We start from the raw sequence: 18,302 nt of genomic DNA, 5'->3' as shown, positions 1-18,302 counted from the left end.
TCCGGGTGGTCCCGGTTATAGATCCACGCTTGTGGCTGAAACCCTCTTCAGCCGCAAGGCAGACCGGGTAGTAAAGGTGTGGCGCCGGGGACGTGCCCCGGCGTTTTCAACGGTGTAACCATAGCCCTATTTGTTAGTGCACCAGCATGCCGGTGAACCAGTAGGCCTGTGCGAGGGTGATCAGGCCAACGAGGGTGGCAAAGAACAGGCTGTGTTTGAGGGTGAAACGGAACAGGTCGGACTCTTTGCCTACCAGGCCGGTTGCCGCACAGGCGACGGCGATGGATTGTGGCGAGATCATTTTGCCGGTCACGCCACCGCTGGTGTTGGCGGCCACCATGAGGGTGTCGCTGACGCCGATCTGGTGCGCGGTGGTGGCTTGCAACGAGCTGAACAGAGCGTTCGATGAAGTATCGGAGCCTGTCAGGAACACGCCCAGCCAGCCCAGGAACGGCGAGAAGAACGGGAACGCAGCGCCCGTGCCCGCCAACACCAAGGCCATTGTCGAGGACATGCCCGAGTAGTTGGTGACGAAGGCGAAGGCCAGCACCATGCCGATGGACAGGATCGGCCAGCGCAGTTCGTAGAGGGTCTCTTTGAACGTGGTCAGACCGGTTTTGATGTCGATTTTGAGGATCAGCATCGAGATCAGTGCCGAGAAGAAAATCGCGGTGCCGGTGGCCGAAATTGGGTCTAGTTTGAATACGGCAGCAATCGCCGTCGGGGTGTTGACGATCGGTGCAGTCTTGATCACCAATTGATCAAGGTGCGGGATCGCAAAGTTGAACACCCAGCTGTACATCGAACCGCCCGGTGAGAACAGGGCCTTGAATGGCTTGAGGGTCCAGATGGTGACCAGTACGGTCAGAATCAGGAACGGCGACCAGGCTTTGAGGATCTGCATCAGGCTGTAAGGCGAAACCATGAGGTTGGTCGGTTTGCCGAAGCCGCCTGCGCTGGCGGTCACGATAACGTCAGAGGTCACGCCTGGAATCTGCGCGCCGGCGGTACGTTTTGGCTGCCAGACTTTCAGGAACAGGGTCAGGCTCACGAGACTGGCCAGTGCCGAGGTGATGTCTGGCAGTTCGGGGCCAATGAAGTTTGAGGTGAAGTACTGAGTGACTGCGAAGCTCAAGCCCGCTACCAAGGCTGCCGGCCAGGTTTCACGCACGCCGCGAAGGCCGTCCATCATGAATACCAGCCAGAACGGCACGAACAACGACAGCAACGGCAGTTGGCGCCCGGCCATGGCGCCGATCTTGAAGGCGTCGATACCGGTGACCTGGCCTGCAACGATGATCGGAATACCCAGGGCGCCGAATGCCACCGGGGCGGTGTTGGCGATCAGGCACAGGCCGGCTGCGTACAGCGGGTTAAAGCCCAGGCCTACTAGCAGGGCGGCGGTAATCGCGACTGGAGCACCAAAACCAGCAGCGCCTTCGAGGAACGCGCCAAAGCAGAAGCCAATCAGCAGCACTTGCAGGCGCTGGTCATCGGTAATGGACAAAACGGAGCTGCGGATGATTTCGAATTGGCCGCTTTTGACGGTCAGCTTGTAGAGGAACACCGCGGCAACGATGATCCAGGCAATTGGCCAGAGGCCATAAGCAAATCCATAACCTGCGGCGGCAATGGCCATGTCGACAGGCATCTGGAAAGCGAAGATCGCTACCAGAATCGACAAGGCAAGCGTAATGCTGCCAGCAACGTGCCCTTTAAGACGGAACACAGCCAAGGCCAGGAAGAAAAATACGATAGGGATAACGGCCGCGAGTGCGGACAAGCCGAGGCTGCCGAGCGGGCTGTAAAGCTGTTGCCAGGTTTGCATATGGGGTGGCCCCTAATTGTTATTGGTCAATGCGGCTGAGTGTATTTGGATAATTGGTATTACCAATTTACAATCGCTGTGGGCTAGGTTAAAAGCCTTGTGTGGTGTGTGTCAATTTGCCGCCCCTAAATCTTTAGTCGATCTGTTGAGGGGGGCGCGCAACTGATGGGGTAAAAGGCGGTTTTTCTGATAGGTGTGTGGCGAACGTCGATCGGCGAGAATAGAGGGCCCGCCGTGTGGTCGGGTGTGTGGAGAGTGGTTATGGGGTTTGATCAGATTCGTCAGCGCCGCTTGTCGGACGATATTGTCGAGCAGCTCGAGGGCATGATCCTTGAGGGCACGTTGAAAGCAGGTGAGCGCTTGCCGGCTGAGCGTGCGCTGGCGGAACAATTTGGTGTGTCGCGCCCTTCGTTGCGTGAGGCGATTCAAAAGCTGGCGGCCAAAGGGTTGTTGGTCAGCCGCCAGGGCGGTGGAAATTATGTGGCGACTTCGCTGGGGTCGACGTTCAGTGATCCGCTGCTGCAATTGTTGGAGAGCAATCCCGACGCACAGCGCGATTTATTGGAATTTCGTCATACCCTCGAGGCGTCTTGTGCGTATTACGCGGCCTTGCGGGCCACCGAGATGGACCGTGAGCGGCTGCGCATTGCGTTTGAGCGCTTGCAGGATTGTTATGCGCGGGCTGATGAAGTCAGTCGGGCCGAGGAGGGCGAGGCCGATGCCAGCTTTCACCTGGCAATTGCCGAGGCGAGCCATAATGCGGTGCTTCTGCACACGATCCGGGGGCTGTTTGATTTGCTCAGGGGCAACGTGGTGACCAACATCGGTGGCATGTATAAGCAGCGCAGTGAAACGCGCGACATGCTGATTGGTCAGCATCGCGAGTTGTATCTGGCGATCATTGAAGGTCGGGCTGAAGATGCGCGCGGCGTTGCAAGCCGCCATATCACGTATGTGCAGGAAGTATTGGAGGAAGTGCGTCAGGAAGTTCAGCGCGTGGCGCGGGCCGAGCGGCGTAATGGGTTGTAAATGACCTGTAGGAACGAGCTTGCCTCGCGATCTTTTAAACATCAAAAGATCGCGAGGCAAGCTCGCTCCTGCACGTACAGGGCTTGGACTTAGTCTTCCTTGCCCTTGTTGCGCACCGCACGTTGCAGCTCGCGATCAGAGTCGCGCTCACGCTCGGTATGGCGTTTGTCGTATTCCTTCTTGCCTTTACCCAGGGCAATTTCACACTTGATCAAGTGCTTGCTCCAGTAAAGCGAGAGGCAGACGCACGCGTAACCCTTCTGCTGCACGGAGGCAGACAGTTTTTCAATCTCGCGCTTGTTGAGCAGCAATTTGCGGCTGCGCGTCGGGTCTGCGATAACGTGCGTGCTGGCTGTCGTCAAAGGCGTGAAGTGGCTGCCGAGCAACCAGGCCTCACCATCTTTTAGGAGCACGTAGCTGTCGACCAGCTGTGCTTTGCCTGCGCGCAGACTTTTTACTTCCCAGCCGGCCAGGACCAGACCAGCCTCGAACCGATGTTCGATGAAGTAATCGTGTCGCGCCTTTTTATTCTGCGCGATGGTCCCTGTGGGGTGCTTCTTCTGTTTAGCCATAGGGGCGGCATTATAGGCAGTTGCGAGCGAGTCGGCTACGGTCAAGCTGTGTGCTTGAGCACGTAGTTTGATTCCCGGACAATAGACGCTCATTTTTTGTGCTTGGACGGAAATTTCTTACCTCGCGTATCATGCTGCCCTTGTCCGTCCTGATTCTTTTCTTGATGCGCTATGTGGCGCCACTCGGCATCCTGATGGTGTTTGCCGCCCAGCTGTGGAAGTAACGCTGACATGACTACCCATATCCAACGATCTGCCTTGTTGCCGTATCCGGCGCAGGCTTTGTATGACCTGGTTAACGACGTGGCGCGTTATCCGGATTTTTTGCCGTGGTGCTCATCGGCCGAGATCATCGAAAGCACTGAGTCGCTGATGCGCGCCAGCCTGGGCGTCGCCAAAGGTGGCTTGAGCCAGCATTTTGTTACGCGCAATACGCTAACGCCGGGGCAGTCGATTGAGATGAACCTGGAAGAAGGGCCGTTTACCAAGCTGCACGGTCTGTGGGTATTCAAGCCGTTGGGCGAGAAGGCCTGCAAGATCAGCCTGGACATGACCTTTGATTACGCCGGGGCGATCGTCAAGGCGACCTTGGGGCCTTTGTTCAATCAGGCGGCCAATACGTTGGTCGATGCCTTTTGCCAGCGCGCCAAGCAGCTGTATGGCTGAGCCCGTGATTGCGATTGAGGTGGTGTATGCCGCGGTTGATCGCCAGCAGTTGCTGGCGTTGACAGTGCCTGAGGGCACTACGCTGCGGGCAGCGGTGCTGGCGTCAGGCATTAGCCGAGTATTTCCTGAGCTGGATGCCGAACATTGCCCGGTGGGGATCTTTGGCAAGCAGGTCATGGACCCGCAGGTGCGCGTTGTGCAGCCCGGCGACCGTATTGAGCTCTATCGCCCGTTGCTGGCGGATCCTAAAGAGATCCGACGCCAACGCGCAGCCAAAGCGGCAGAGGCCAAGCGGTTGAGTGGCGTATAGGTTGCTTTTTTAGCGCAAACAGCAAAAAGCCCGGCATGCCGGGCTTTTTTGCGGCGACCGATTATTGGTCGCGGGTCTCCAGAGGGGTGGGTGTCGGGACGGGTACTGTTTCGACACCGTCGACGTCCTTCTGGATTTGATCGAGCAACGATCCTGGTTTTGCAGGAACCTCGCTCTTCTCGGCTGGGGCTGGTTCTGGGTCCTTCGGTGTGATCACCTCTGTTGGACCTTCCTTGCCCAGAATCGCTTCATCACGGCTTACGCCAGGCTTGAAATCACCTGACAGGCTGACGAGCTGGTCGTTCTGGTTGAAGAAAACGCTGATGCGTTCTTGTTGGCGTTCACCGCCGCCGGGCTGCAGGCTATACAAATAATCCCAGCGATCAGGGTGGAATGTATCGGTCAGCAGGGCGTTACCCATAATAAACTTCACTTGGCGACGGGTCATTCCCGGGCGCAACTGGTTTATCATGTCCTGCGTGACGACATTGCCCTGTTGGATGTCGATTTTGTAAACCCCGGGGAATGAACAACCGGCGAGTGCGAGCAGTCCCACAAAGGTGAAACTGGTTAGCAAGAGCTTGGTGTTTTGCATCGGTGGGCGACTTCCACTATCTTGGCTGGGACAACGTAAACGCCGATCATACCCGTATTAAGAGAAGCTGCGAAGCCGCTTCCGCGAGAAAGCTAACCATGGTTGAAAATAGCGAACTACGTAAGGCCGGACTTAAGGTGACTCTGCCACGAGTCAAAATTCTACAAATGCTTGATTCTGCCGAGCAGCGTCACATGAGCGCCGAGGATGTTTACAAGGCTCTTATGCAGGCTGGCGAGGACGTCGGTCTGGCCACGGTTTACCGTGTGTTGACCCAGTTTGAGTCAGCAGGGCTGGTGATCCGCCACAATTTTGATGGTGGTCATGCGGTTTTTGAACTGGCTGATGCCGACGGCGGCCACCACGACCATATGGTCAACGTGGACAGTGGCGAAGTGATTGAATTCTTCGACGAAGAGATCGAAAAGCTGCAGCACGCCATTGCCACCAAGCATGGCTTTGAGCTGGTGGATCACAACTTGGTACTGTACGTACGCAAGTCAGCTAAATAAGCATGTCACGCGGATTTCGGTTCGCGAAACGATCGAAGGCGACCTCTGAGTCGCCTTCGTGCTTTCTAAAGTGTAATTTTTTATGACCGTTCGTCGTTAAGCGGCCAAATTCTTTGTGGTGACGACCATTTTTTTGGCATGAGCCAACGATTCCTTGGTCAGGTCGATACCGCCAAGCATGCGGGCCACTTCTTCGACACGTTCTTTTTTGCTGAGCTTTGCGACGGCTGTACGGGTTGTCTCGCTTTCGCGGACCTTGTGCACGAACAGGTGTTGATGGCACTGCGCTGCCACTTGCGGCAAGTGAGTCACTGTCAGCACCTGGCCGCGCTCACCCAGGCGACGCAGTAGCTGGCCTACGATCTCGGCTGTGGGGCCGCCAATGCCCACGTCCACTTCGTCGAATACCAAGGTGGGAACCCGTGAAGTCTGTGCGGTGATGACCTGGATCGCCAGGCTGATCCGTGACAGTTCGCCGCCAGAGGCCACTTTGGCAAGTGCCTTCAACGGTTGGCCTGGGTTGGCGCTGACCAGCAGTTCTACCTGTTCCAGGCCATGTGGCATCGGGTCGTTGCCGGTGTGGGGGCGCAGTTCGATCACAAAGCGGCCGCCAGGCATCCCCAGGCGCTGGATTTCTTCTTCTACGGCGCCGCTTAGCCGGATCGCCGCATGGCTGCGCAGGTTGCTCAGTTCGCGGGCGCACTCTTGGTAGTGGCGAGCATAAGACGTCAGCTCGTGGGTCATGCGCTCGATGTTTTCATCGTTGGCGTTCAGGGTTTCAAGCTCGTCGAGCAGGTTTTGTTGCAGGGCGGCAACTTCTGTCGGCTGTACCCGGTGTTTACGTGCCAGGGAATAAATGGTGTCGAGCCGCTCTTCGAGGTACTGCAGGCGGCCCGGGTCGGCATCAAAGTGGTCGATGAAGCGATTGAGTTCGCCCACGGCTTCTTCCACCTGGATTTGAGCGCTGGCCAGCAGATCGGTTGCTTCGTTCAATGAGCCAGAATTGTTATGAATGCTCGCCAGTCGATTAAGGCTGACGGTCAGCGCATTGAGCACGTTGCCGGAGTCGTTTTCGCTGCATTGTTCGACCACTTGCCGACAGATGGTCAGCAAGGTTTCGGCGTTGGTCAGGTTTTTGTGTTCCTGCTCCAGCTCTTCCAGCTCGTTTTCGCCCAGCGACAGGGTTTCGAGCTCTTCGATCTGGTAGCTCAGCAATTGATGGCGAGCGCGCTGCTCATCTCCGGAATTGGACAGATGCTCAAGCGCCTGGCGGGTCTGGCGCCAGCGTTGGGCGGCCAATTGCACCTGGCGCGCCAGATCGGTAGCCCCGGCGTATTCGTCCAGCAGGCGGCGGTGAGTGTCTGGCTTGAGCAGTGATTGGTGTTCGTGCTGGCTGTGAATGTCGATCAGCAGTTCACCCAGAGCCTTGAGATCACCCTGTGGGCATGGCGTGCCATTGATGTAGCCGCGCGAGCGCCCTTCGGCGGTGATTACGCGGCGCAGGATGCACGGGCCATCGGACTCAAGATCGCGTTCGGCCAGCCAGGCCTGGGCTTCAGGAATGTCCTGGAGGTCGAAGGTGGCCAGGATGTCGGCTTTTTCGGCTCCGGGGCGAACCACGCCATGGTCTGCACGGTCACCCAATGTCAGGCCCAGTGCATCCAGCATGATCGATTTCCCTGCGCCGGTCTCACCAGTGATTACACTCATACCGCGATCCAGCTCTAGATCGAGATGTTCAACGATGGCGTAGTTGTGTACGGACAGGTGCACCAGCATAGGAGCTGCTCCAAAACGTAATGTCTGGTTATTTATACAGTGTTTTGTTTCGCGCTGACAATGGCTGTGCTTAGTTCTATTTGCTTGGCTTCAAGGCTTTTTTAAGCTGTTTTGAATGGACGGGCGGGGTGAGTTGAGGAATTAAAAGGCGATTGTTAGTGCTTTTTGGCTCTTGAACCTGAAAATTGCGACCCCATATACCGAGGCAGAAGCGCGAGTCGAACTCGCGGACGAAGTTTGAAAGGAGAAATCTATGGCAGACGAACAGACTATGGATACGCAGAACCAAGACGCCAATCAGGCTGCTGATGTGGCAGGCGTTGATCTGGCGGCTCGTGTGCAGGAGCTCGAAGAGCAACTGGCTACGGCTAATGATCAAGCTCTGCGTGTGGCTGCTGATGTGCAGAACGTTCGCCGTCGTGCCGAACAGGACGTTGAAAAAGCACACAAGTTCGCATTGGAAAAATTCGCCGGCGATCTGTTGCCGGTAATCGACAGCCTGGAGCGCGGCCTTGAGCTGTCCAATCCGGATGACGAGAACATTCGCCCAATGCGTGAAGGGATCGAGCTGACGCTGAAAATGTTCCAGGACACCCTGAAGCGTTATCACCTGGAAGCGATCGATCCGCACGGTGAACCCTTCAATGCCGAGCACCACCAGGCGATGGCCATGCAGGAAAGCGCTGATCTGGAGCCCAACAGCGTGCTCAAGGTGTTTCAAAAGGGTTATCAGCTCAATGGCCGCTTACTGCGCCCGGCTATGGTCGTAGTCAGCAAGGCGCCAGCACCGGTTTCGCCATCGATTGACGAGCAGGCTTGAAATCGGCCGCAAGGCCCCCATTTAGATGTCAAGCGTTAAGCAGTGCCGTAGTTAGTCATCACTGCTGCGGCAACAAAATTTAAATTTAGGGAGAGTGAACATGGGCAAGATTATCGGTATTGACCTCGGGACCACCAACTCGTGTGTTTCGGTTCTGGAAAACGGTAAGGCTAAAGTTATTGAAAACGCCGAAGGCGCGCGTACCACGCCTTCGATCGTTGCATACGCCAACGATGGCGAAATTCTGGTTGGCCAGTCGGCCAAGCGTCAGGCAGTGACCAATCCGCATAACACCCTGTACGCGGTGAAGCGTCTGATCGGTCGTCGTTTTGACGAAGAAGTTGTACAAAAAGACATTCAGATGGTCCCTTACAAAATCGTCAAGGCTGACAATGGCGATGCGTGGGTAGAAGTAAACGGCCAGAAAATGGCTCCGCCGCAAATCTCGGCTGAAATTCTGAAGAAGATGAAGAAAACCGCCGAAGATTACCTCGGCGAGGCAGTGACTGAGGCGGTGATTACCGTTCCTGCCTACTTCAACGACAGCCAGCGTCAGGCGACCAAAGACGCCGGCCGCATCGCGGGTCTGGACGTAAAACGTATCATCAACGAACCCACCGCAGCGGCTCTGGCCTACGGTATGGACAAAGCGAAAGGCGACCACACTGTCATCGTTTATGACTTGGGTGGCGGTACTTTCGACGTGTCTGTGATCGAAATTGCTGAAGTTGATGGCGAGCACCAGTTTGAAGTGCTGGCAACCAACGGTGACACCTTCTTGGGTGGTGAAGACTTTGACATCCGTCTGATCGACTACCTGGTTGACGAGTTCAAGAAAGAAACCGGCATGAACCTCAAAGGTGACCCGCTGGCAATGCAGCGTCTGAAAGAAGCTGCTGAAAAAGCAAAAATCGAGCTGTCTTCGAGCCAGTCGACTGACGTGAACCTGCCGTACATCACTGCAGATGCCACCGGTCCTAAGCACTTGAACGTGAAAATCTCGCGCGCCAAGCTGGAATCGCTGGTTGAAGACCTGGTTCAACGCACCATCGAGCCTTGCCGTCTGGCTCTGAAAGACGCGGGTATCGACGTTGGCGCGATCAACGACGTGATCCTGGTTGGTGGTCAGACTCGTATGCCTCTGGTTCAGAAGCAAGTGAGCGAGTTCTTCGGTAAAGAAGCACGTAAAGACGTGAACCCGGACGAAGCCGTAGCAATGGGTGCTGCTATCCAGGGCGCGGTACTGGCCGGTGATGTTAAAGACGTTCTGCTGCTGGACGTAAGCCCGCTGACCCTGGGTATCGAAACCATGGGTGGCGTGATGACTCCACTGATCGAGAAAAACACCACGATTCCTACCAAGAAATCGCAAGTGTTCTCGACGGCTGACGACAACCAAGGCGCTGTGACCATTCACGTGCTGCAAGGTGAGCGTAAGCAAGCAGCGCAGAACAAGTCGTTGGGCAAGTTTGACCTGGCTGACATTCCACCTGCTCCACGTGGCGTGCCTCAGATCGAAGTAACCTTCGACATCGACGCTAACGGTATCTTGAACGTTAGCGCGAAAGACAAGGCGACTGGCAAGTCCCAGTCCATCGTGATCAAGGCGAACTCGGGTCTGTCCGAGGACGAAATTGCTCAGATGGTGCGTGACGCTGAAGTCAACGCTGAAGAAGACCGTAAGTTCGAAGAGCTGGCGGCTGCACGCAACCAGGGCGACGCACTGGTGCACTCGACTCGTAAAATGGTTGCCGATGCTGGCGACAAGGTGACCGAGGAAGAGAAAACTGCAATCGAAGCTGCTGTGGTTGCTCTTGAAGCCGCTGTGAAAGGCGATGATAAAGCGGCTATCGAAGCCAAGGTTGAAGAACTGTCGAAAGTGTCTGCTCCAGTGGCACAGAAAATGTATGCAGAACAAGCGAATCCGGCAGACGCTGCGGCCAAGCCAGCTGATTCGGCTGAAAAAGCGGACGACGTTGTCGACGCTGAGTTCGAAGAAGTTAAAGACAACAAGTAATCGCTTGTTGGTCGGCCGGTTAACCGTGCATAGGCGGTGACTGGTAGGATGTCGCCGCGCGGGAGCTTGCTCCCGCGTTGGCGTGTCTGGAGCAAGGGAATTTTTACAGCATGCGACAAGCTCGGATGCTTGCGGTTGAGGCGGGAACTTATTTGTTTTTCTGCCCGAGGTAACCGCTCTTGTCGGCCAGTGCATTGGCTATTAATCAGAAACCAATATCGTTGAAAAGACGTGAGTTGAGCCTTGTTTGTTCAGGCTTAGCGGGTTTGGTGAGGCTCGGGAGGGTTCTTCCAAACGTCCTTGAGAGTGCAAAGAATTATGGCAAAGCGCGACTATTACGAAGTATTGGGTGTCGAACGAACCACCACTGTGGTCGAGCTGAAAAAAGCTTATCGTCGTCTCGCAATGAAGCATCACCCGGATCGTAACCCGGGCGACAAGGCCTCTGAAGAGCTGTTCAAAGAGGCTAACGAAGCTTATGAAGTGCTGTCTGATTCCAGCAAGCGTGCTGCTTATGACCAGTACGGTCATGCGGGTGTCGACCCGCAAATGGGTGGCGGCGGTGCTGGTTTTGGTGGCCAGAACTTCTCCGATATTTTTGGGGATGTGTTCAGTGATTTCTTTGGCGGTGGTCGTGGCGGCTCCCGGGGCGGCGCGCAGCGCGGTAGCGATTTGCGCTACACGCTGGAGCTGAACCTGGAAGAGGCTGTGCGCGGTACCACGGTCAATATTCGTGTACCGACGCTGGTTAATTGCAAACCATGCGACGGTTCGGGTGCCAAGAAGGGCTCCTCGCCTGTGACTTGCACCACCTGCGGTGGTATAGGCCAGGTGCGCATGCAGCAGGGGTTCTTCTCTGTCCAGCAGACCTGCCCGCGTTGCCATGGTCAGGGCAAGATCATTTCTGATCCGTGCGAAAGCTGCCATGGCGAAGGCCGCGTAGAAGAATACAAAACCCTTTCTGTGAAAGTGCCAGCGGGTGTTGATACTGGCGATCGTATCCGTCTGTCTGGTGAGGGCGAGGCGGGTGTACAGGGTGGCCCGGCGGGCGACCTGTACGTGGTGATCGAGGTGCGCGAGCACGCGATTTTCCAGCGCGATGGCAAGCATCTGTTCTGCGAAGTGCCTATCAGCTTTGCAGACGCCGCGTTGGGTGCGGAGCTTGAAGTGCCGACCCTGGATGGCCGGGTCAAGCTAAAAGTCCCTGAAGGGACACAAACCGGCAAGCAATTCCGCCTGCGTGGCAAGGGCGTTGCCCCTGTGCGTGGTGGTGGCGTCGGGGACCTGATGTGCCGTGTGGTGGTTGAGACGCCGGTGAAGTTGAGCCGTCGTCAGCGCGAGCTGATGGAAGAGTTCCGCTCGACACTGGAAGGCGATAGCTGCCATTCGCCAAACGCAACCGGTTGGTTCGAAGGCGTGAAGCGTTTCTTCGGCGACTTATAAGGAGCTGGGCATGCGGCGTATAGCTGTGATGGGTGCTGCCGGGCGCATGGGCAAAACGCTGATTACTGCGGTTCAGCAGCGTTCGCCGGTGTGTGGGCTGACAGCGGCGATTGTTCGTCCGGGCAGTTCGCTGGTGGGAGCTGATGCGGGTGAGCTGGTGTCGCTTGGGCGTATTGGTGTTCCGCTGTCTGCTAGCCTCGAAAACGTGGCGGATGAATTCGATGTGTTGATCGACTTCACGCTGCCTGAGGTCATGCTCGCCAACCTGGCTGTTTGCCGTAAGGCAGGCAAGGCCATGGTGATCGGCACCACGGGTTTGAATGCTGCACAAAAGCAGTTACTGGTTGAGGCGGCTAAAGACATACCGATTGTATTTGCCGCGAATTTCAGTGTCGGGGTCAACCTGTCGTTCAAGCTGCTGGACATGGCGGCGAGAGTGATGGGTGATGATGCGGATATTGAAATCATCGAAGCGCATCATCGCCACAAGGTTGATGCGCCGTCGGGCACGGCCATGCGCATGGGTGAAGTGATTGCCGATGCGCTAGGCCGAGATCTTCAAAAGGTCGCGGTGTATGGCCGTGAAGGTCATACCGGCGCACGTGAGCACGAGACGATTGGTTTTGCGACCGTTCGTGGCGGTGATGTGGTCGGTGATCATACGGTGCTGTTTGCAACGGAGGGTGAGCGTCTGGAAATTACCCACAAGGCTTCCAGCCGAATGACCTTTGCCAAGGGCGCTGTTCGCGCAGCCCAGTGGCTCGACGGGCGTGAGCCTGGTCTGTATGACATGCAGGATGTGCTCGATCTGCGTTGAGCCTTCTTCAGTAAAATTGGACTGTTGAGTCTGCAACAGTCCAATTTTCAACCGCTAAGCGATGACCTGTCGCATTCCTCTGCCTTTTCGGCTCTTTAGCGGTAGACCCAAAAAGCCTTTTTCTGTAAGCTACAGCTTTAGTGTGTCCACTAAAAGCGCGCAGATAATTCGATGAAGAAGCGGAGTGACGTGTCCATACGTCACTCCGCTTTTTTACAACCTGCGATCGCCCTTTCAGGCTTTATTTACGGGAGGTCTTCTTGACTAAGCAAGCCATACTCGCCCTCGCTGATGGCAGCATTTTTCGCGGCGAAGCCATTGGGGCCGACGGTCAGACCGTTGGTGAGGTGGTGTTTAACACCGCAATGACTGGCTACCAGGAGATCCTGACGGATCCTTCCTATGCTCAGCAAATCGTGACCCTGACTTACCCGCATGTTGGCAATACCGGCACTACACCGGAAGATGCCGAGTCTGATCGTGTTTGGTCCGCAGGTTTGGTAATCCGTGATCTGCCGCTGGTTGCCAGCAACTGGCGTAACACGATGTCGCTGTCTGACTACCTCAAAGCCAACAATGTTGTGGCAATCGCCGGTATCGACACACGCCGCCTGACACGCATCTTGCGTGAGAAAGGCGCGCAAAACGGCTGCATCATGGCCGGTGACAACATTTCTGACGAAGCTGCCATTGCAGCGGCTCGCGGCTTCCCTGGCCTGAAAGGGATGGATCTGGCGAAAGTTGTCAGCACCGACAAAACCTATGAATGGCGTTCGAGCGTCTGGAACCTGGCAACCGACAGTCACCCGACTATCGAAGCCAGCGATCTGCCTTACCATGTAGTGGCTTATGACTACGGCGTGAAGTGGAACATCCTGCGCATGTTGGTTGAGCGTGGTTGCCGCGTCACTGTTGTACCGGCGCAAACCCCTGCCAGCGATGTATTGGCGCTCAACCCGGATGGCGTGTTCCTGTCTAACGGCCCAGGTGACCCTGAGCCTTGCGACTACGCAATCACCGCTATCCAGGAAGTGCTGAAAACAGAGATTCCGGTATTCGGTATCTGCCTGGGTCACCAACTGCTGGCACTGGCCTCCGGTGCCAAGACCGTGAAAATGGGTCATGGCCACCACGGGGCGAACCACCCGGTTCAAGACCTGGACACCGGTGTTGTGATGATCACCAGCCAAAACCACGGTTTTGCGGTTGATGAGGCGACCCTGCCAGCCAACGTGCGTGCCATCCACAAGTCGCTGTTCGACGGTACGCTGCAAGGTATCGAGCGCACAGACAAGAGCGCTTTCAGCTTCCAGGGCCACCCTGAAGCAAGCCCTGGCCCGAACGACGTTGCGCCGCTGTTCGATCGCTTCATCAATGAGATGGCCAAGCGCCGCTGATCAGCCTTTTGTAATGAGTAGCCCAAGGCGGCCCCGATATCGGCGGCCCCTCGGGCGGCTCAGCAACCTGATCGACGGCTTGCCGACTGACCTGCGGATTTGAGTGACAAACCCATGCCAAAACGTACAGACATTAAAAGCATCCTGATTCTCGGCGCTGGCCCGATTGTGATCGGCCAGGCGTGCGAATTCGACTACTCCGGCGCCCAAGCCTGTAAGGCTCTGCGTGAGGAGGGCTACCGCGTCATCCTGGTGAACTCTAACCCAGCCACCATCATGACCGACCCGGACATGGCTGATGCGACCTACATCGAGCCGATCAAGTGGCAAACGGTTGCCAAGATCATCGAAAAAGAGCGTCCAGACGCTCTGCTGCCAACCATGGGCGGCCAAACTGCCCTGAACTGCGCACTGGACCTGGAGCGCGAAGGCGTTCTGGAGAAGTTCGGCGTAGAAATGATCGGCGCCAACGCTGACACCATCGACAAGGCTGAAGACCGTTCGCGTTTCGACAAGGCCATGAAGTCTATCGGTCTGGATTGCCCGCGTTCGGGTATCGCTCACAGCATGGAAGAGGCCAACGCGGTTCTCGAAAAGCTGGGCTTCCCGTGCATCATTCGTCCTTCTTTCACCATGGGCGGCACCGGTGGCGGTATTGCTTACAACCGTGAAGAGTTTGAAGAAATCTGCTCCCGCGGTCTGGACCTGTCGCCAACCAAAGAGCTGCTGATCGACGAATCGCTGATCGGCTGGAAAGAGTACGAAATGGAGGTTGTCCGCGATAAGAAGGACAACTGCATCATCGTCTGCTCGATCGAAAACTTTGACCCGATGGGCGTGCACACCGGTGACTCGATCACCGTGGCTCCAGCACAAACCCTGACCGACAAAGAATACCAAATCATGCGTAACGCCTCGTTGGCGGTACTGCGTGAAATCGGCGTTGAAACCGGTGGTTCCAACGTTCAGTTCGGTATCTGCCCGAACACTGGCCGTATGGTCGTGATCGAGATGAACCCGCGTGTATCCCGCTCGTCGGCGCTGGCTTCCAAAGCCACTGGTTTCCCGATTGCGCGCATCGCTGCCAAGCTGGCGATCGGTTACACCCTGGACGAACTGCAAAACGAAATCACCGGCGGCGCGACCCCGGCGTCCTTCGAGCCGTCCATCGACTATGTTGTGACCAAGCTGCCACGCTTCGCTTTCGAGAAGTTTGCTAAAGCCGATGCGCGCCTGACCACGCAAATGAAGTCCGTGGGTGAAGTAATGGCCATTGGCCGGACCTTCCAGGAATCCTTGCAAAAAGCTCTTCGCGGTCTGGAAGTAGGTGTTAGCGGTCTTGATCCAAAGCTGGACTTGAGCAACCCAGAAAGCATGGCCGTTCTCAAGCGCGAGCTGACTGTGCCGGGCGCCGAGCGTATCTGGTACGTGGCTGATGCGTTCCGTGCAGGCATGACGGTTGAAGACATCTTCGGCATGAACATGATCGATCCTTGGTTCCTGGTACAGATCGAAGATCTGATCAAGGATGAAGAGAAGATCAAGACCATGGGTCTGTCTGCGATCGATCGCGACACCATGTACCGCCTCAAGCGCAAAGGCTTCTCTGATGCGCGTCTGGCTGTATTGCTGGGTGTGACCGAGAAGAACCTGCGTCGTCATCGTCACAAGCTTGAAGTGTTCCCGGTATACAAGCGCGTTGACACCTGCGCGGCCGAGTTCGCGACTGACACTGCCTACATGTACTCGACCTATGAGGAAGAGTGCGAGGCCAATCCGTCGGATCGTGACAAGATCATCATTCTGGGGGGTGGTCCTAACCGTATTGGTCAGGGCATCGAGTTCGACTACTGCTGCGTTCATGCGGCGCTGGCGTTGCGCGCCGATGGTTACGAAACCATCATGGTCAACTGCAACCCGGAAACAGTGTCCACCGACTACGACACCTCGGATCGTCTGTACTTCGAGTCCGTGACACTGGAAGACGTGCTGGAAATCGTCCGTGTCGAGAAGCCGAAAGGCGTGATCGTTCATTACGGCGGCCAGACTCCGCTGAAACTGGCCCGTGCGTTGGAAGAAGCCGGCGTGCCGATCATCGGTACCAGCCCTGATGCCATCGACCGTGCAGAAGACCGTGAACGCTTCCAGCAAATGGTTGAGCGCCTGAACCTGCGTCAGCCGCCTAACGCTACCGTGCGCAGTGAAGACGAAGCGATTCGTGCTGCCGGTAAGATTGGTTACCCGCTGGTTGTTCGTCCGTCCTACGTATTGGGCGGCCGCGCGATGGAAATCGTGTACGAAGAAGAAGAACTCAAACGCTACCTGCGTGATGCAGTGAAAGTGTCCAACGACAGCCCGGTGCTGCTGGATCACTTCCTGAACTGCGCAATCGAGATGGACGTTGATGCTGTCTGTGACGGTACTGACGTTGTGATCGGCGCAATCATGCAGCATATCGAGCAGGCGGGTGTTCACTCTGGTGACTCTGCATGCTCGCTGCCACCTTATTCGTTGCCGCTGCACATCCAGAACGAGATGCGCGAGCAGGTCAAGAAAATGGCATTGGAGTTGGGCGTTGTAGGCCTGATGAACGTGCAGTTGGCGCTGCAAGGCGAAGACATCTACGTGATCGAAGTGAACCCGCGTGCTTCGCGTACTGTTCCTTTTGTGTCCAAGTGCATCGGTGTTTCCCTGGCAATGATCGCTGCTCGCGTGATGGCTGGTAAGACCCTGAAGGAAGTGGGCTTCACGCAAGAAATCATTCCTGACTTCTACAGCGTGAAAGAGGCGGTCTTCCCGTTCGCCAAATTCCCGGGTGTTGACCCGATCCTCGGCCCAGAGATGAAGTCCACCGGTGAAGTGATGGGTGTGGGCGATACTTTCGGTGAAGCATTCGCCAAGGCGCAAATGGGTGCCAGCGAAGTGCTGCCAACTGGCGGTACTGCATTTATCAGTGTGCGTGACGACGACAAGCCGTTGGTCGCTGCTGTAGCACGTGACCTGATCGACCTCGGTTTTGAAATCGTGTCGACTGCTGGCACGGCTAAGTTCATCGAAGCCGCCGGTCTCAAAGTGCGTCGCGTGAACAAGGTGACTGAAGGTCGCCCGCATGTTGTCGACATGATCAAAAACGACGAAGTGACGTTGATCATCAACACCACCGAAGGTCGTCAGTCGATTGCTGACTCTTACTCCATCCGCCGCAACGCTCTGCAGCACAAGATTTACTGCACGACGACCATTGCTGCTGGCGCGGCGATCTGTGAGGCGCTTAAATTCGGTCCTGAAAAAACCGTACGTCGCTTGCAGGATTTACACGCAGGATTGAAGGCATGATCAAATACCCAATGACGGTCCAGGGTGCGAAAGCCCTGGAAGAAGAGCACGCACACCTGACCAAGGTTGTTCGGCCCAAGCTGAGCCAGGATATCGGCACGGCACGTGAGCTGGGCGACCTGAAAGAAAACGCTGAATACCATGCTGCCCGCGAGCAGCAAGGTATGGTTGAGGCACGTATTCGCGACATCGAAGGCCGCATGCAGAATGCGGTCATCATTGATGTCACGACTATCCCTCATACCGGCAAGGTGATTTTCGGTACCACGGTTGAAATCGCGAACGTTGAAACTGACGAGTCTGTGACTTATCAGATCGTGGGTGAGGATGAGGCTGATATTAAGCTCGGAAAAATCTCGGTAGGTTCACCTATTGCTCGCGCCTTGATTGCCAAGGAAGAGGGTGACGTGGTGGCGGTGAAAACACCGAGTGGCGTCATTGAGTACGAGATTATTGAGGTGCGTCACATCTAAGTAAGAGCGCCCGCTTCGTGCGGGCGTTCTGCTTTGGCGGTCGGCCCGGATGTTGCGGGCCTGGCGGTCAGCGCTGTTAGCGCGCAGAATTTCGGCGATGCTGGTCAAAATAGGCTGGCATCGGTTTTGAGCAAGGCATCAGTACACGCGCCTCAAGAGCGGTGCGATATTGGCGTTAGGTGGGAAGTCTTGCGGTGGGCGTATCGTATTGCCTGATGCGTTGCGCGGGCAGTTTTGCTATTGCTCAGCAAGAGTGTCAGGGCGCGTCGGACGCACCCTTGACTCTTGTCGACATCACTTGAAGCGATGGATGTTCGACAGGTTCTTGTTAACATTGACGTTCTTGCGGTACAGAAGCGCCATTTTGCCGATAACCTGTACCAGTTCCGCTTTGCCGGCCTTGCAGAGTTCTGCAATGGCTTCCAGGCGAGATTCGCGGTCCAGGATGTTGACTTTGATTTTAATCAGCTCGTGATCGCTCAGTGCGCGTTCAAGCTCGGCTAAAACACCTTCAGTCAAACCATTATCAGCCACAGTCAATACTGGTTTCAGATGGTGGCCAATGGATTTGTACTGTTTCTTCTGCTCTTGAGTGAGCGGCATAATCTGACCCCTGTGTCTGATCTTGTAAAAAGCGGCGGCCAGTTTACCCGAGCGAGTCCGGGACCGCCCAGTTAATCACGACCCGTTTATATTTTTTGAGGTGGC

The 18,302-nt window shown here is 56.1% G+C and carries 16 protein-coding genes; 11 read left to right on the top strand and 5 right to left on the bottom strand.

The genetic code is table 11. From position 1 onward, the window contains the following. Window positions 1-133 precede the first annotated feature (133 nt). Window positions 134-1,828: a lactate permease LctP family transporter gene (locus tag NTD86_RS04775; protein ID WP_262201023.1), complete on the bottom strand. Its 1,695-nt coding sequence runs from the start codon at window positions 1,826-1,828 to the stop codon at window positions 134-136. Window positions 1,829-2,089: 261 nt separating this feature from the next. Here NTD86_RS04775 and NTD86_RS04770 point away from each other — a divergent pair, with 261 nt between their 5' ends. Further along, window positions 2,090-2,857 (top strand): GntR family transcriptional regulator, encoded by a 768-nt coding sequence (locus tag NTD86_RS04770; protein ID WP_262201022.1) that lies wholly within the window; start codon window positions 2,090-2,092, stop codon window positions 2,855-2,857. A gap of 89 nt (window positions 2,858-2,946) precedes the next feature. Here the strand turns inward: NTD86_RS04770 and smpB are convergent, their stop codons facing one another. Next, complete coding sequence (gene smpB, locus NTD86_RS04765) at window positions 2,947-3,429, bottom strand: SsrA-binding protein SmpB (RefSeq protein WP_262201085.1); 483 nt, start codon at window positions 3,427-3,429, stop codon at window positions 2,947-2,949. Between the two features lie 231 nt (window positions 3,430-3,660). Between smpB and NTD86_RS04760 the strand changes: the two genes are divergently transcribed. Together NTD86_RS04760 and NTD86_RS04755 are read left to right on the top strand one after the other, a co-directional pair. Then, window positions 3,661-4,095 (top strand): type II toxin-antitoxin system RatA family toxin, encoded by a 435-nt coding sequence (locus tag NTD86_RS04760; RefSeq protein ID WP_262201021.1) that lies wholly within the window; start codon window positions 3,661-3,663, stop codon window positions 4,093-4,095. Beyond that, window positions 4,088-4,405: an RnfH family protein gene (locus NTD86_RS04755; protein WP_262201020.1), complete on the top strand. Its 318-nt coding sequence runs from the start codon at window positions 4,088-4,090 to the stop codon at window positions 4,403-4,405. Before NTD86_RS04760 ends, NTD86_RS04755 begins: the two co-directional genes overlap by 8 nt. Before the next feature lie 61 nt (window positions 4,406-4,466). Here the strand turns inward: NTD86_RS04755 and NTD86_RS04750 are convergent, their stop codons facing one another. Further along, window positions 4,467-5,000, bottom strand: coding sequence for an outer membrane protein assembly factor BamE (locus NTD86_RS04750; protein ID WP_262201018.1), 534 nt, complete (start codon window positions 4,998-5,000; stop codon window positions 4,467-4,469). 98 nt (window positions 5,001-5,098) lie between these two features. On the opposite strand from NTD86_RS04750, the gene fur reads away from it, so the two are divergent. After that, window positions 5,099-5,512 carry a ferric iron uptake transcriptional regulator gene (gene fur, locus NTD86_RS04745; RefSeq protein ID WP_262201016.1) on the top strand — a complete coding sequence of 138 codons (414 nt, stop codon included), beginning with the start codon at window positions 5,099-5,101 and terminating at the stop codon, window positions 5,510-5,512. Window positions 5,513-5,608: 96 nt separating this feature from the next. Here fur and recN read toward each other — a convergent pair whose 3' ends face one another. Continuing rightward, window positions 5,609-7,291: a DNA repair protein RecN gene (gene recN, locus NTD86_RS04740; RefSeq protein ID WP_262201015.1), complete on the bottom strand. Its 1,683-nt coding sequence runs from the start codon at window positions 7,289-7,291 to the stop codon at window positions 5,609-5,611. A gap of 253 nt (window positions 7,292-7,544) precedes the next feature. Here recN and grpE point away from each other — a divergent pair, with 253 nt between their 5' ends. The 7 genes from grpE to greA all read left to right on the top strand — a co-directional run bounded on the left by grpE (window position 7,545) and on the right by greA (window position 17,594). Then, complete coding sequence (gene grpE, locus NTD86_RS04735; RefSeq protein WP_262201013.1) at window positions 7,545-8,111, top strand: nucleotide exchange factor GrpE; 567 nt, start codon at window positions 7,545-7,547, stop codon at window positions 8,109-8,111. Between the two features lie 100 nt (window positions 8,112-8,211). Beyond that, window positions 8,212-10,128 carry a molecular chaperone DnaK gene (dnaK, locus tag NTD86_RS04730; RefSeq protein WP_262201012.1) on the top strand — a complete coding sequence of 639 codons (1,917 nt, stop codon included), beginning with the start codon at window positions 8,212-8,214 and terminating at the stop codon, window positions 10,126-10,128. 318 nt (window positions 10,129-10,446) lie between these two features. Beyond that, window positions 10,447-11,571 carry a molecular chaperone DnaJ gene (dnaJ, locus tag NTD86_RS04725; RefSeq protein ID WP_262201011.1) on the top strand — a complete coding sequence of 375 codons (1,125 nt, stop codon included), beginning with the start codon at window positions 10,447-10,449 and terminating at the stop codon, window positions 11,569-11,571. Window positions 11,572-11,581: 10 nt separating this feature from the next. Further along, window positions 11,582-12,388 carry a 4-hydroxy-tetrahydrodipicolinate reductase gene (gene dapB / locus NTD86_RS04720; RefSeq protein WP_262201010.1) on the top strand — a complete coding sequence of 269 codons (807 nt, stop codon included), beginning with the start codon at window positions 11,582-11,584 and terminating at the stop codon, window positions 12,386-12,388. A 260-nt stretch (window positions 12,389-12,648) separates the two neighbouring features. Next, entirely contained in the window at window positions 12,649-13,785 is a 1,137-nt protein-coding gene (gene carA, locus NTD86_RS04715) for a glutamine-hydrolyzing carbamoyl-phosphate synthase small subunit (RefSeq protein WP_048373250.1), read from the top strand. 114 nt (window positions 13,786-13,899) lie between these two features. Next, window positions 13,900-17,121 carry a carbamoyl-phosphate synthase large subunit gene (carB, locus tag NTD86_RS04710; protein ID WP_262201009.1) on the top strand — a complete coding sequence of 1,074 codons (3,222 nt, stop codon included), beginning with the start codon at window positions 13,900-13,902 and terminating at the stop codon, window positions 17,119-17,121. Then, complete coding sequence (greA, locus tag NTD86_RS04705; protein ID WP_262201008.1) at window positions 17,118-17,594, top strand: transcription elongation factor GreA; 477 nt, start codon at window positions 17,118-17,120, stop codon at window positions 17,592-17,594. The genes carB and greA overlap by 4 nt, the downstream gene beginning before the upstream one ends. A 294-nt stretch (window positions 17,595-17,888) precedes the next feature. Here greA and yhbY read toward each other — a convergent pair whose 3' ends face one another. Then, window positions 17,889-18,197, bottom strand: coding sequence for a ribosome assembly RNA-binding protein YhbY (gene yhbY / locus NTD86_RS04700; RefSeq protein WP_262201007.1), 309 nt, complete (start codon window positions 18,195-18,197; stop codon window positions 17,889-17,891). Window positions 18,198-18,302 lie beyond the last annotated feature (105 nt).

The sequence above is a fragment of the Pseudomonas sp. 7P_10.2_Bac1 genome (assembly GCF_025465935.1).
GTDB lineage: Bacteria > Pseudomonadota > Gammaproteobacteria > Pseudomonadales > Pseudomonadaceae > Aquipseudomonas.
The sequence above is the reverse complement of the archived record's forward strand: the minus strand, read 5'-3'. Positions and strand labels throughout refer to the sequence as shown.

Coding starts and splice junctions, on each gene's coding strand:
- dnaJ (WP_262201011.1), top strand. CDS start 10,447: ATGGCAAAGCGCGACTATTACGAAGTATTGGGTGTCGAACGAACCACC.
- NTD86_RS04775 (WP_262201023.1), bottom strand. CDS start 1,828: ATGCAAACCTGGCAACAGCTTTACAGCCCGCTCGGCAGCCTCGGCTTG.
- dapB (WP_262201010.1), top strand. CDS start 11,582: ATGCGGCGTATAGCTGTGATGGGTGCTGCCGGGCGCATGGGCAAAACG.
- smpB (WP_262201085.1), bottom strand. CDS start 3,429: ATGGCTAAACAGAAGAAGCACCCCACAGGGACCATCGCGCAGAATAAA.
- NTD86_RS04750 (WP_262201018.1), bottom strand. CDS start 5,000: ATGCAAAACACCAAGCTCTTGCTAACCAGTTTCACCTTTGTGGGACTG.
- dnaK (WP_262201012.1), top strand. CDS start 8,212: ATGGGCAAGATTATCGGTATTGACCTCGGGACCACCAACTCGTGTGTT.
- NTD86_RS04755 (WP_262201020.1), top strand. CDS start 4,088: ATGGCTGAGCCCGTGATTGCGATTGAGGTGGTGTATGCCGCGGTTGAT.
- NTD86_RS04770 (WP_262201022.1), top strand. CDS start 2,090: ATGGGGTTTGATCAGATTCGTCAGCGCCGCTTGTCGGACGATATTGTC.
- carB (WP_262201009.1), top strand. CDS start 13,900: ATGCCAAAACGTACAGACATTAAAAGCATCCTGATTCTCGGCGCTGGC.
- recN (WP_262201015.1), bottom strand. CDS start 7,291: ATGCTGGTGCACCTGTCCGTACACAACTACGCCATCGTTGAACATCTC.
- fur (WP_262201016.1), top strand. CDS start 5,099: ATGGTTGAAAATAGCGAACTACGTAAGGCCGGACTTAAGGTGACTCTG.
- grpE (WP_262201013.1), top strand. CDS start 7,545: ATGGCAGACGAACAGACTATGGATACGCAGAACCAAGACGCCAATCAG.
- yhbY (WP_262201007.1), bottom strand. CDS start 18,197: ATGCCGCTCACTCAAGAGCAGAAGAAACAGTACAAATCCATTGGCCAC.
- NTD86_RS04760 (WP_262201021.1), top strand. CDS start 3,661: ATGACTACCCATATCCAACGATCTGCCTTGTTGCCGTATCCGGCGCAG.
- greA (WP_262201008.1), top strand. CDS start 17,118: ATGATCAAATACCCAATGACGGTCCAGGGTGCGAAAGCCCTGGAAGAA.